This window comes from Saccharopolyspora spinosa NRRL 18395, assembly GCF_000194155.1.
In the GTDB taxonomy this organism is placed as follows: Bacteria; Actinomycetota; Actinomycetes; order Mycobacteriales; family Pseudonocardiaceae; genus Saccharopolyspora; species Saccharopolyspora spinosa.
The window spans coordinates 21,983-36,811 of record NZ_GL877885.1 but is presented as its reverse complement, the minus strand read 5'-3'; the positions used below and the strand labels follow the sequence as shown (position 1 = coordinate 36,811).

Genomic DNA, 14,829 nt, shown 5'->3' with positions numbered 1-14,829 from the left:
CTTCGGATCGCCGTCGACCTGACCAAGAAACTCTCGCCCACTCCCCGCCAACTCCACCAAGCGACGCACGTCCGACGGGGAGGCGTGCCCATCGGCTCGGCCTTCGAAACCCGCCGCCATGCGGGCAAGGGACGCCTGCGAAATGTTCGACGACTGGGGATCAAACTGGTTGGCCAACCACGCCAGGCCGCGCAGCATTTCAGTTCCCGGCCGCTTGCCGTACAAGTGTTCGGCCAGCTCTATGACCGGGAACAGCCGCCTACCCCCCAACAGATCCGCGCCGACCTCACCGACAACCGCGCCGGCACCACCAAGATCGTGCACCAGATCCATCCGCTCAAGCCAGCGACGAATCTCTGCAGCCCCCACAGCAACGGGCGACCGAGGCTCGTGCTGTCCGGTCTGAGGATTGTCCGGCAGATCGGCCACCAGGCTCCGAAGATCATCAACCGTGCGGGCGTAGAAGTCGGCGCCCTGCCTGCCGTCGTCGAAGCCGGCATCGATCAACACCCGGATCCGCCGCAACCACAACGGAGCCTTGTCAAATCTGGACAGATCCGGATCTACCTCCCAGTACAACTCCGCCAGATTCAGCACCGCCTGCCGGTAATCAGCGGGCAGGCCGGTCCCGGCCCCCAGCCCTATCTCCGCCGCAACCTCTCTCCAGCCACCCCCAAACCGCTCCGCAATCCTCGTCACGAACGGAGCCAGGACAACGGCGTTCAGGCGCGCCTGCGACTCCACCGGCTCCCTGACCACCACAGACCGAGCGTCCTCGAACCCGGCCAGCAACCCCCGAGCCCACTCCGCTAGCTGCTCGTCGTGTTTGCCACGCGCTGTCTCCTCGATCACGGTCAGCCGGTCCGCCGTCCGTTCCCAACGCCTGTCGGCCTTCCAAATCGCCTCCAGCGCCCCCTTCGGATCGCCGTCGACCTGACCAAGAAACCCTCGCGCCCTCCCCGCCAACTCCACCAAGCGATGCACGTCCGAAGGGGAGGCGTGCCCATCGGCTCGGCCTTCGAAACCCACTGCCATGCGGTCAAGGGACGCCTGCGAAATGTTCGACGACTGGGGATCAAACTGGTTGGCCAACCACGCCAGGCCGCGCAGCCTCTCTACCCCCACCCGCTTGCCATACAACTCCTCGGCCATCCGGATAACCGGCAACAGCCGCCTACCACTGACCAAATCCGCGCCGATTTCACCGACAACCGCGCCGACCCCACCAAGATCGTGCACCAGATCCATCCGCCCGAGCCAGCGACGAATCTCCGCGGTCGAACGAAGCTCCTGCTGTCCGGCTTGAGGGTTGACCACTAGGCCGGACAGCTCGGCCGCCAGGGTCCGGAGATCATCAACCTTTCGCTTGTAGAATGCGGCGCCCTCCCTGCCGTCGTCGAAGCCGACATCGATCAACAAACGGAGCCGCCGCATTCCCGGCAAAGCGTTGTAAAATTCGTAGAGATCGGGATCTGTCTCCCAGTACAACTCCGCCAGATTCTCCAGGGACTGTTCGAAATCGGCCGGCAGACCGGTCCCGTCCCCCAGCCCTATCTCCGCCGCAACCTCTCTCCAGCCACCCCCAAACCGCTCCGCAATCCTCGTCACGAACGGAGTCAGGACAACGGCGTTCAGGCGCGCCTGCGACTCCACCGGCCCCCTGACCACCACAGACCGAGCGTCCTCGAAGTCGAACAGCAATCTCATGGCCCACTCCGCCATCTGTTCGTCATCGTCGTCAAGCGCAGTGTCCTCAAGCTCGGTCAGCCGGTTCTTCGTCCATTCCCAACGCCTGTCGGCGTTCCAAATTGCCTCCAACGCTCGCTTCGGATCGCCGTCGACCTGACCAAGAAACCCTCGCGCCCTCGCCACCAACTCCACCAAGCGATGCACGTCCGGAGGAGGGGCGTGCCCATCGGCTCGGCCTTCAATGTCCGCAATCATGTCGGTGAGGTACGACAACGAAATGTTCGACGACACGGGATCAAGCTGGTTCGCCAGCCACGCCAGACCGTGGAACATTTCCATGTCTGCCGTCTCGTCGTGCAACTGCTCTGCCAGCCGTATAACCGGGAACAGCCGCCTACCACCCACCAAGTCCGGGCCGACCTCACCGACCACCTTGCCGACACCACCAAGATCGTGCAGCAGATCCATCCGCCTGAGCCAGCGACGAAACTCTCTGCGCCCCAAGGATGGATGAGCCTCGTCGTGTCCGGTGAAAGGGTTGAACACCGGGACCGACAGTTCGGCCAGCAGGCTCCAAAGATCGTCAATCGGCCGGGCGTAGAAGTCGGCACCCTCCCTGCCGTCGTCGAAGCCGGCATCGATCAACACCCGGATCCGCCGCAACCACAACGGAGCCTTGTCAAATCTGGACAGATCCGGATCTACCTCCCAGTACAACTCCGCCAGATTCAGCAGGGACTGCTCGAAATCGGCCGGCAAACCAGTCCCGTCCCCCAGCCCTATCTCCGCCGCAACCTCTCTCCAGCCACCCCCAAACCGCTCCGCAATCCTCGTCACGAACGGAGGGCCAGGACAACGGCGTTCAGGCGCGCCCGCGACTCCACCGGCTCCCTGACCACCACAGACCGAGCGTCCTCGAACCCGGCCAGCAACCCCCGAGCCCACTCCACCGTCGGTTTGTCACGCGCGGTCTCCACGAGCTCGGCCAGCCTGTCCGCCATTCGCCGCCAAGCCTTATCGGCGTTCCACATCGCCTCCAACGCGTTCTTCGGATCGCCGTCGACCCGACCAAGGTCCTCTCGCGCCCTCCCCACCAACGACACCAGGTCACGCACTTCAGAAAGCCCGCCCTCCCCAGCGGATCGGCCTTCGAAACCCGCAACCATGCGGGTAAGCGATGACAACAACGAAATGGTCGACGACTCGGCATCAAACTGGTTGGCCAACCACGCCAGATTATGGAACGTATCCATATCCACCGTCTTGAGGTACAACTCCTGTGCCAACGATATGACCGGGAACAGCCGCCTACCGCCCACCAAATCTGCGCCGATCGCGCCGACGAACTCGTGGTAACCGCCGAGGTCGTGCACGACGTCCATCAGCCCGAGCCAGTGACGAATATCGCCGACCTCCACATCCCCGGGCGACCAAAGCTCCTGCTGTCCGGTCCGAGGGTTAAACACCGGCCCGTACGCAACAGCCACCAGTATTCGAAGATCATCAATCGTCCGCTTGTAGAAGGCAGCACCCTCCCCGGTGTCCCCGAAAGCAGCATCGATCAACACCCGAACCCGTCGCATCCACAGCAGAGCCTCGTCAAGCCCGAGAAGATCCGGATCTACCTCCCAGTACAACTCCGCCAAATTTTCCAGGGACTGCCGGTAATCAGCCGGCAGCTCGGTCCCTTCCCCGAGCCCTATCTCCGCCGCAACCTCTCTCCAGCCGCCCCCAAACGGCTCAGCGATCATCGTCACGAACGACGGCAGCACAACAGCATTCAGGCGCGCCTGCAACTCCGCTGGCTCCCTGACCACCACAGACCGAGCGTCCTCGAACCCGGCCAGCACTCCCCGCGCCCACTCCGCGATCTGTTCGTCGTGATTGACACGCGCGGTCACCTCGAGCGCGACCAGCCTGTCCCTTATTTGCCGCCACGGCAGATCGGCGTTCCACATCGCCTCCAACGCCTGCACCGGAGTGACCCGCTGCCCCCCATCAGCACCGGCATCGACATCGGCATGGGCTTGAACGGAATCCAGCCGTCCAAGGATCTCTCGCGCCCTCCCCGCCAACCCCACCAAGTCACGCATTTCCGAACGAGAGGCATACCTACCGGCTCGGCCGTCGAAACCCGCCATCATGTTGGTAAGGGTGACCCACGAAATATTCGACGCCTCCAGATCAAGCTGACCGGCCAACCACGCCAGGTCGTAGAACGTTGTCTCGTCTGGTGTCTCGCCATACAACTGCTCTGCCAGACGGATCACCCGCAACCCGCGCCTGCCGCCCACCAGATCCGCGCCGACACCACCAAGATGGAGCGCCAAGCGCATCCGATCGATCCAGCGACGAACCTCGCCGTCTGACACCTCCTCCGGCTGCGGAGCACCGTGCTGACCCGTCACAGGGTTGAACATCGGATCCGCCAGATCAGCCACCAGCCCCCGCAAGTCGTGCAGCGACCGGTCATAGAAAGCAGCACCCGGCCTGCCGTCGTCGAAGCCGGCCTCGATCAACACCCGCAGCCGTTGCATCCGCGGCAAAACCCCCGCGGCCGACTCACCCTCATCGGAATCGACATCCCACGCCAACTCCGCCAGAGACCTCAAAGCCGCCCGGAAATCGTCCGCCCCAACATCCAGCCCGACCTCCCGCGCCAGCCCTTCCCAACCATCCCCACCCTCCCGCGCGAACCGCCGAGCAAGCCCCGACACCAACTCCTCAGCACCAGGAAAACGCTGCGGCGCCGCGCGGAGTCGATCCGCGTCCTCCCGGAATCCCGGCACCAAATCCACAAACACCTGCTCATCCTGCACGGCGACGCGTTCATCCACCGGTGCGCGCAGGTGGACCGGGTGCGGTAATCCCAACCCGCGTGGTGTTTCCCCATCGAGCGGAATCGCGTACGGCCCATGCTCCACCGGTGCATCGACCCCCGGCAGGTGCTCCAGCAACCGGCCTGTCGGCGGTTTCCGCGGCCGCAACACACCATCCGCCGCCACCACCGTGGTCACCATCGCGACGAAATCACCAGTGCCCGGCCCAATCCACGTCAACCCGTCCACACCATGCAACACCCGCGAATTAAGTAGCTTCTTCAACTCTTTCACGAACGCCGGCGACACCGCACAAGCGAACAACCACACCGACGCCCCAGCGTCCGGGTTCCAGTTGGGTGACCGGCGGATCAAGTCGGCCAGAGTGCGCGCATCTGCCGACCGCCCATCCACCAGCACCCCACCAAGCCCATCGCCACGCACGACCACCACAAACCGCACAGCATCCGGATCCCAGTTCGACGACTGCCGAATCACCCCAGCCAACATGCGCGCATCCACCGACCCCCCATACACCACCACGCCACCCGCACCATCACCACGCACCGCCACCACAAACCGCCCATCCCGCAACGGCAACTCCCGCACAGCGGCACGCACAACCGCCCCCACATCCGAGGACACAATCCCCGCCCGAACCACCTCCACCCCCGGCACCGGCCCCGCCACGTCCAGCCCCTCCACACCGGCACCCAAAACCCCAGGCGACCCAGCCCCCCGCAAGCGCGCGCGCTGAGGAGCAGACGACGACGCCTCCGCACCAGATTCCGCGTCCCTCGTCAGCTCCTCAGACGTTCTCTTCCGCCCACGCGGGTCTGTGTCGTCCTGGCCCCCCTCCTCCCGCACGTCGCTCACCAACCCGTCCAACACCCCCCGCTCGGCCTCGACGCGCCCCGCCAACTCCCCGATCTCCGCCCGCAGAGCCCCAATGCTCGCCCGCAACGAATCCAACTCCACCCCCTCAGCGGCATTCCGCGCCGGCAACGCCGTCAATTCCGCCTGCCGAGACTCGGCCTGCTGCAGAAACGTCGCCAACTTCGCGTGCCGAGCCTTGTGCTGCTGCACCGATTCCCGCGCCTCCGCAACCCGCAGCTCCCGCGCCACGTCGCGCAGCGTCTCCATCCCCCGCCGCTCGCCGTAGAGCTGCTCTGCGCGCGCTATCACCGGGAGCAGCCGCCTACCACCCACCAAATCCGCACCGATCTCACCGACAACCGCGCCGACACCACCAAGATCGTGCACCAGATCCATCCGCCCGAACCAGCGACGAATCTCCGCCGCCCCCACATCCGCAGGCGACCGAAACTCCTCCTGTCGGCTGAAAGGGTTGAACACCGGGACCGACAGATCGGCCACCAGCCTCCGAAGATCATCGATCGTCCGGGTGTAACGGGCGGCACCCTGCGTGCCGTCTTCGAAGCCGACCTCGATCAACATCCGGATCCGCCGCATCCCCGGCAGAGCGTTGTCAATAATGAAGAAACCCGAATCTGTCTCCCAGTACAACTCCGCCAAATTCAGCAGGGACTGCCGGTAATCAGCCGGCAGACCGGTCCCGTCCCCCAGCCCTATCTCCGCCGCAACCTCGCTCCAGCCACCCCCAAACCGCTCCGCAATCCTCGTCATGAACGGAGTCAGGACAACGGCGTTCAGGCGCGCCTGCGACTCCGCCGGCTCCCTGACCACCACAGACCGAGCGTCCTCGAACCCGGCCAGCAATCTCATGGCCCACTCCGCCATCTGTTCGTCATCGTCGTCAAGCGCAGTGTCCTCAAGCTCGGTCAGCCGGTTCTTCGTCCATTCCCAACGCCTGTCGGCGTTCCAAATTGCCTCCAACGCTCGCTTCGGATCGCCGTCGACCTGACCAAGAAACCCTCGCGCCCTCGCCACCAACTCCACCAAGCGATGCACGTCCGGAGGAGGGGCGTGCCCATCGGCTCGGCCTTCAATGTCCGCAATCATGTCGGTGAGGTACGACAACGAAATGTTCGACGACACGGGATCAAGCTGGTTCGCCAGCCACGCCAGACCGTGGAACATTTCCATGTCTGCCGTCTCGTCGTGCAACTGCTCTGCCAGCCGTATAACCGGGAACAGCCGCCTACCACCCACCAAGTCCGGGCCGACCCGGGCGACCGAGGCTCGTGCTGTCCGGTCTGAGGATTGTCCGGCAGATCGGCCACCAGGCTCCGAAGATCATCAACCGTGCGGGCGTAGAAGTCGGCGCCCTGCCTGCCGTCGTCGAAGCCGGCATCGATCAACACCCGGATCCGCCGCAACCACAACGGAGCCTTGTCAAATCTGGACAGATCCGGATCTACCTCCCAGTACAACTCCGCCAGATTCAGCAGGGACTGCTCGAAATCGGCCGGCAAACCGGTCCCGTCCCCCAGCCCTATCTCCGCCGCAACCTCTCTCCAGCCACCCCCGAAACGCTCCGCAATCTTTGTCACGAACGAAGGCAGTACACCGGCGTTCAGGCGCGCCTGCGACTCCGCCGGCTCCCCGACCACCACAGACCGAGCGTCATCGAGCTCAGTCAGCAACCCCCAGGCCCACTCAGCTAGCTGCTCGTCGTGTTTGACGCGAGCGGTCGCCTCGAGTACCCGCAGCCTGTCCCCCATTCGCCGCCAAGCCTTATCGGCGTTCCAAATCGCCTCCAACGCTCTCTTCGGATCGCCGTCGACCTGACCAAGAAACTCTCGCCCACTCCCCGCCAACTCCACCAAGCGACGCACGTCCGACGGGGAGGCGTGCCCATCGGCTCGGCCTTCGAAACCCGCCGCCATGCGGGCAAGGGACGCCTGCGAAATGTTCGACGACTGGGGATCAAACTGGTTGGCCAACCACGCCAGGCCGCGCAGCATTTCAGTTCCCGGCCGCTTGCCGTACAAGTGTTCGGCCAGCTCTATGACCGGGAACAGCCGCCTACCCCCCAACAGATCCGCGCCGACCTCACCGACAACCGCGCCGGCACCACCAAGATCGTGCACCAGATCCATCCGCTCAAGCCAGCGACGAATCTCTGCAGCCCCCACAGCAACGGGCGACCGAGGCTCGTGCTGTCCGGTCTGAGGATTGTCCGGCAGATCGGCCACCAGGCTCCGAAGATCATCAACCGTGCGGGCGTAGAAGTCGGCGCCCTGCCTGCCGTCGTCGAAGCCGGCATCGATCACGGTCCCGTCCCCCAGCCCTATCTCCGCCGCAACCTCTCTCCAGCCACCCCCGAAACGCTCCGCAATCTTTGTCACGAACGAAGGCAGTACAACGGCGTTCAGGCGCGCCTGCGACTCCGCCGGCTCCCCGACCACCACAGACCGAGCGTCATCGAGCTCAGTCAGCAACCCCCAGGCCCACTCAGCTAGCTGCTCGTCGTGTTTGACGCGAGCGGTCGCCTCGAGTACCCGCAGCCTGTCCCCCATTCGCCGCCAAGCCTTATCGGCGTTCCAAATCGCCTCCAACGCTCTCTTCGGATCGCCGTCGACCTGACCAAGAAACTCTCGCCCACTCCCCGCCAACTCCACCAAGCGACGCACGTCCGACGGGGAGGCGTGCCCATCGGCTCGGCCTTCGAACCCCGCCGCCATGCGGGCAAGGGACGCCTGCGAAATGTTCGACGACTGGGGATCAAACTGGTTGGCCAACCACGCCAGGCCGCGCAGCCTCTCTACCCCCACCCGCTTGCCATACAACTCCTCGGCCATCCGGATAACCGGCAACAGCCGCCTACCACTGACCAAATCCGCGCCGATTTCACCGACAACCGCGCCGACCCCACCAAGATCGTGCACCAGATCCATCCGCCCGAGCCAGCGACGAATCTCCGCGGTCGAACGAAGCTCCTGCTGTCCGGCTTGAGGGTTGACCACTAGGCCGGACAGCTCGGCCGCCAGGGTCCGGAGATCATCAACCTTTCGCTTGTAGAATGCGGCGCCCTCCCTGCCGTCGTCGAAGCCGACATCGATCAACAAACGGAGCCGCCGCATTCCCGGCAAAGCGTTGTAAAATTCGTAGAGATCGGGATCTGTCTCCCAGTACAACTCCGCCAGATTCTCCAGGGACTGTTCGAAATCGGCCGGCAGACCGGTCCCGTCCCCCAGCCCTATCTCCGCCGCAACCTCTCTCCAGCCACCCCCAAACCGCTCCGCAATCCTCGTCACGAACGGAGTCAGGACAACGGCGTTCAGGCGCGCCTGCGACTCCACCGGCCCCCTGACCACCACAGACCGAGCGTCCTCGAAGTCGAACAGCAATCTCATGGCCCACTCCGCCATCTGTTCGTCATCGTCGTCAAGCGCAGTGTCCTCAAGCTCGGTCAGCCGGTTCTTCGTCCATTCCCAACGCCTGTATCGGCGTTCCACATCGCCTCCAACGCGTTCTTCGGATCGCCGTCGACCCGACCAAGGTCCTCTCGCGCCCTCCCCACCAACGACACCAGGTCACGCACTTCCGAAAAGCCGACCGCCTCGGTGGATCGGCCTTCGAAACCCGCAACCATGCGGGTAAGCGATGACAACAACGAAATGGTCGACGACTCGGCATCAAACTGGTTGGCCAACCACGCCAGATTATGGAACGTATCCATATCCACCGTCTTGAGGTACAACTCCTGTGCCAACGATATGACCGGGAACAGCCGCCTACCGCCCACCAAATCTGCGCCGATCGCGCCGACGAACTCGTGGTAACCGCCGAGGTCGTGCACGACGTCCATCAGCCCGAGCCAGTGACGAATATCGCCGACCTCCACATCCCCGGGCGACCAAAGCTCCTGCTGTCCGGTCCGAGGGTTAAACACCGGCCCGTACGCAACAGCCACCAGTATTCGAAGATCATCAATCGTCCGCTTGTAGAAGGCAGCACCCTCCCCGGTGTCCCCGAAAGCAGCATCGATCAACACCCGAACCCGTCGCATCCACAGCAGAGCCTCGTCAAGCCCGAGAAGATCCGGATCTACCTCCCAGTACAACTCCGCCAAATTTTCCAGGGACTGCCGGTAATCAGCCGGCAGCTCGGTCCCTTCCCCGAGCCCTATCTCCGCCGCAACCTCTCCCCAGCCGCCCCCAAACGGCTCAGCGATCATCGTCACGAACGACGGCAGCACAACAGCATTCACGGCATTCAGGCGCCCCTGCGACTCCGCCGGCTCCCTGACCACCACAGACTGAGCGTCCTCGAGCTCAACCAGCAATCCCCGGGCCCACTCCGCCAGCTGCTCGTTTTCTCTGCCACGCGCGGTCTCCGCGGCCGCAGCCAGCCTCGCCCTCATTCGCCGCCAAGGTACGTCGGCCTTCCACATCTCCTCCAACGCCTGCACCGGACTGACCCGCTCTACCCCATCAGCATCGGCATCGGATTGAACAGAACCCAACCGTCCAAGGACCTCTCGCGCCCTCCCCGCCAACCCCACCAACTCACGCACTTCCAAACGAGACGCATACTCATCGGCTCGGCCGTCAAGATCCGCAACCATGTTGGTAAGGGACAGCCATGAAATATTCGACGACACGGGGTCAAGCTGACCTGCCAACCACGCCAGGTCGTCGAACGTTTTCATGCCTGGTGTCGCGCCATACAACCGCTTCGCCAGCCGTATGACTGGGAACAGCCGCCTGCGGTTCACCAGATCCGCGCCGATCCGATTAACGAGCGCGTGGTAGCCACCAACGTTGTCCACCACGTCCATCCGCTCGATCCAGCGATGAACCTCGGCGTCCGGCAGATCCGCCGGCGCCGGAGCACCGTGCTGACCCGTCACAGGGTTGAACGGCAAAACCCCCGCGGCCGACTCACCCTCATCGGAATCGACATCCCACGCCAACTCCGCCAGAGACCTCAAAGCCGCCCGGAAATCATCCGCCCCAACATCCAGCCCGACCTCCCGCGCCAGCCCTTCCCAACCATCCCCACCCTCCCGCGCGAACCGCCGAGCAAGCCCCGACACCAACTCCTCAGCACCAGGAAAACGCTGCGGCGCCGCGCGGAGTCGATCCGCGTCCTCCCGGAATCCCGGCACCAAATCCACAAACACCTGCTCATCCTGCACGGCGACGCGTTCATCCACCGGTGCGCGCAGGTGGACCGGGTGCGGTAATCCCAACCCGCGTGGTGTTTCCCCATCGAGCGGAATCGCGTACGGCCCATGCTCCACCGGTGCATCGACCCCCGGCAGGTGCTCCAGCAACCGGCCTGTCGGCGGTTCCAGCGGCCGCAACACACCATCCGCCGCCACCACCGTGGTCACCATCGCGACGAAATCACCAGTGCCCGGCCCAATCCACGTCAACCCGTCCACACCATGCAACACCCGCGAATTAAGTAGCTTCTTCAACTCTTTCACGAACGCCGGCGACACCGCACAAGCGAACAACCACACCGACGCCCCAGCGTCCGGGTTCCAGTTGGGTGACCGGCGGATCAAGTCGGCCAGAGTGCGCGCATCTGCCGACCGCCCATCCACCAGCACCCCACCAAGCCCATCGCCACGCACGACCACCACAAACCGGTCGCGTCGAGACGATATCCGCCGCGCAGCACCAAGAAGAAGACCATCGTCGGAAAGCCCGGACCGCACGAACAAGCCAGCCCGAATCGCGCGAGGCTCCTGCCACAGCACGCTCTGGAAAGCACCGACAAGACCATGTAGACCGGGTGCCGTATCCCGCGCAGAGCTTCCCCCTGAGCCGCTGTCATCGGCGCGGTCCACCGCAGCCCGGGGCGCCTCGCTGCGCAGCTCGGGCAATTCAACGGCCCGAACAAGCGCACTCAATGGACCGTGTGCGTCCGGTTCCCCCAACGGCACATCAACCGCCAGGGATTCCAGGCCCGACCGCAGCTCTTCCAGATGCCGCACCTGGCGCCCGTCCTCCAGAGCCCAGCGCACGTTCGCCGGTGCCCGGAAAAGCGCGGCTTCCGCCATCGCCGCACGCAAATCCGGCCGATAGTCCAGCGGCAAGTCCGCCAAACGCGCGGCAATCCGGCCATGCACACTCCACAGCCCGGACAGCGCAGAATTGATCCGGTCCGACACCCACCGCGAACCCACCTCCCTCAACATCGCAGGTTCCGATGGAACGGCCACGAGCTGGAATGCGAGGTTACGAACGTCCTCATGGGACACCGGAGTGCCAGCGGGCAAGCCGAGGAAGTCACGAACAATACCGCGCAGGTCTTCTACGGCCACCCCCGTCGCACGCAGGCCGGGAATCGCTTCGGTCAACGCACGGGCCACCTGCCGGGCACGCCGCACATCCGCCACGTCCAGATCCGCAACTCTCCGAACATCGGCAAGAACCGACGCCAACGCTCCAAAACGAACGATCCGACGCCGCTCAGCGGCACGCAACTCACCATGCCCATCCGCACCAAGCGCGCCGCGGCCGAACCGCCGGACCAACTCATCGGCCAGCATCAACGGACCCAAAGGCGCAGCATCAGCCGCCTCACGCGCCGCCCGAACTTCCTCGACCAGCACCAACGCACGACTGTTGAGTTGCTCCAGCCGATCCACCACCAGCGCATCCGCCGGCCGCCACGCCACGACCTGCGCACCGGCAACCCACGCCATCTGATCGGCCAGTTCCCGAAGATCCTGCCGGTACCAACTCGGCAACGGCGCCAAATCCTCCGTCATCCGCTCCGCAGCACTCCGCAACGCAGACATTGCGCCCTCGCCACGTTCACCCACCGCGCGAAGCTCGGTATTCCAAGCCCGCGCCAGAGTCTCCCAGGTCACCGACCGCTCACGTGCCTGCGACATCATCAGGTCTGCCAGATGACGCACATCGTCCTCAGTCACCGCACGCGCAGCAGCACCCCCGAACCGATTCCTCAGGCGCGCACGCTCCGCCCACAACTGAAGCACCGAACGCAGATACTCGGCCCGCCCCGCTTCGTCCAGATCAGCAGGCATCGGATCGAGCCGGCTGTCCGCACCCAGCACCCGCAACATCTGCACGCGCGGCCAGAGCCGATCAAGCTCTGCAGCCTGCCGCAACTGATCCAGAGTCGGCCGGTCGCCATCTCTGTTCACCGCCAACCACACAACGATGGCCAACCGCTCCCACACCTGATTCACAGTTTCGCGCAGGCTCTGCCGATCCTGTGCCCCATACCGTGCATCCACGCCAACCGCTCGGGCCACAGCACGTCCGCCACCGTGCTCCTCCGTCAACGCCACCAGCGCGGCTTCGGCAGGCACGCTCACATCGGCGCTCACCTCCTGGAGCAACCATTCACCGGTGACCTGGAGATCATTTAACGAGATCACACGAGAACGGTCGGTCGGCCGCCAAGGCGTCCTCTCCTCCTCCCGGACGTTAGCCAGGAAAACGTCGACACGAGCCAGCAAGCCCTCCCGGTTGTTCGCCTCCAGCCCCGCACGATCGGCCGTCAACCGGTCGGCAATGGACTCGAGAACACGCAGCGCCACACTGCCGGGGACCGCCACAGGTGCCGTCTGCGCGTGCCAAGCACGCCGCAAGGTCTGGAAGGAGGCCTCATGCCAACGATCCCTTGCGGATTCGATGAGCGTCATCAGTGTCTGCACGTCTGCATCGGACACCGGACGTTCGTCAGCCGGGTTGAAGTCCCGCACCATCTGCCGCACATGATCGATCGTCACGCGCTCGCCAACACCCGGATTGCGGCGTCGAACCGCGTCGAACAAACGACGAGTATTACGCAAGTCCAAGAAAGAACCGGCACCTTCACGCGGGGCACTGCCGAACACGTCCAACATCAGCCGGGCAATGTTGACCAAACGCTGCTCATAATCGCGCACCCACCGTGCACTGAACCGGCCGAAACCCCGCTCCTGATGATGCAACCCGATCGCGTTGGCCAACTCAGTTTCACCACCGGCGATACCCGCGTAATACTCCACCACCTGGCGCGCCTCTTCCGCACGGTCCACATCCATCGAACCCGTCGCACCATCCGCGCGACTTTCCCCGGCATCCTCCGGATGATCGTTCGGCTCAGCCAGCGCACCAAAGCCCGCCGGATCCATTCCGCCCGAATCGGACTCCCCCGCCGCCGGGGTCTCCGCCCCAGGCGCCGGTCCGCCCGCTCCATCTCGCGGCCCATCCCCCGAACTCCCAGCTCCCGATCCGCCAGAATCCGGCAACGATCCCGACGCACCACCAACCGCCACGTCACCGGACCGCGCGTACTGGTCGATGTCCCGCCGTGACGATTCACCCAGATCGCTCGCACCAGCGGCGGGCATTGCGCCTTCCGGCGACTCCGCGTCTCCCCTCAAGCGATCAAGCCGCTCCAGCAACTCTGCCCGTTCCGCCTCGTCGAAAACGCTCTCGGTATCTCCGGCCACCGCCTCACCCGCCCCACCCTCAGCGGACTCCGCCAGCATGTCCCTAGCCTGGTCCGAACCCGCGCCCGCAATCACGGCCGATGCCTCGATCCTCAGACGATGCAGTCGCTGCAGAAACTCCTGAGCATCCCCTATCTGACCGTCATTCATCAGCAGCCGATGGGCGACCGCATTCCGCAATTGATCATCCTGCATTCCCCCGAAGTGCAGCTCTACGTCGGCGAACGCACGGCCAACCTGGTCTCGACCGTGTCGATCTTCCAGCTGCTGTAACCCGCTGCCTGCTGTCTCGAAAATCTCCTGCAATTCCCGTATCGCGTTATTTCGGCGCAGCCACCGAACAGCAGCTGCAGCGTCCTCTGCCCGATCACGGATCCTTCTGATCGGCAACTGCGGATAAAGATTCAACCAATTCGTGATCTTGGCTTCATATTCGTTCCACAGGTCAGCGCTTACCTCCGCCTCCGCCAGAACCTGCCGCAGAGCCCCCACCGCAGCGTCCAAATCGGAGATCATCCGATCTCTGACATCACTAAGAACTTTGCGACCCCATTCCGCAGATCTGTTGAACCGAGCACCCGATTCGGCGGCGGGGCAATCCCAGTGAAGAGCGTCCTCAACCGCCTCGTCTCGCAGCAACCGTTCGACAGCAGCATCGTCCCTCAAACCACTAAGCACCTTGCCAACCGCCACCCGCCGCCATAGCACCTGCTGTGCTTCAGAAGTCTTGTTTTCAGGCTCCGGAGCCACCGTGGCGGAAAGCAGGTCGTCGGCAGTACTCGAGTCCGCACCGCCACCCAGGTCACCAGCCAGATAACGGACCAGTTTCCACCGCAACTCCGGCAACGGCTGATCATCCCGGGGGGCCGTCATCAACTCGTATGCCATCACATCCCGGAACGGCTGCGACTCCTTAAGAGACCCCAAAACCTCATCCGCAGCAGCGTACAAACCGTCCACGACACCATG

Annotated in this window: 4 protein-coding genes; all 4 read right to left on the bottom strand. The window is 64.3% G+C overall.

Going from position 1 to position 14,829, the window contains the following annotated elements; translation table 11 throughout:
• The coding region (locus SSPN_RS58140; protein ID WP_192814567.1) for a hypothetical protein at positions 1-2,448 on the bottom strand (2,448 nt) is incomplete at its 3' end.
• Positions 2,449-2,522: 74 nt separating this feature from the next.
• Positions 2,523-6,575, bottom strand: coding sequence for a hypothetical protein (locus SSPN_RS58135; protein ID WP_192814566.1), 4,053 nt, complete (start codon positions 6,573-6,575; stop codon positions 2,523-2,525).
• A complete protein-coding gene (locus tag SSPN_RS58130; protein ID WP_010316526.1) occupies positions 6,488-8,890 on the bottom strand; it encodes a hypothetical protein in 2,403 nt (800 codons plus the stop codon). Before SSPN_RS58130 ends, SSPN_RS58135 begins: the two co-directional genes overlap by 88 nt.
• Complete coding sequence (locus SSPN_RS0141265) at positions 8,845-14,820, bottom strand: hypothetical protein (protein WP_148272129.1); 5,976 nt, start codon at positions 14,818-14,820, stop codon at positions 8,845-8,847. The genes SSPN_RS58130 and SSPN_RS0141265 overlap by 46 nt, the downstream gene beginning before the upstream one ends.
• Positions 14,821-14,829: the final 9 nt, after the last annotated feature.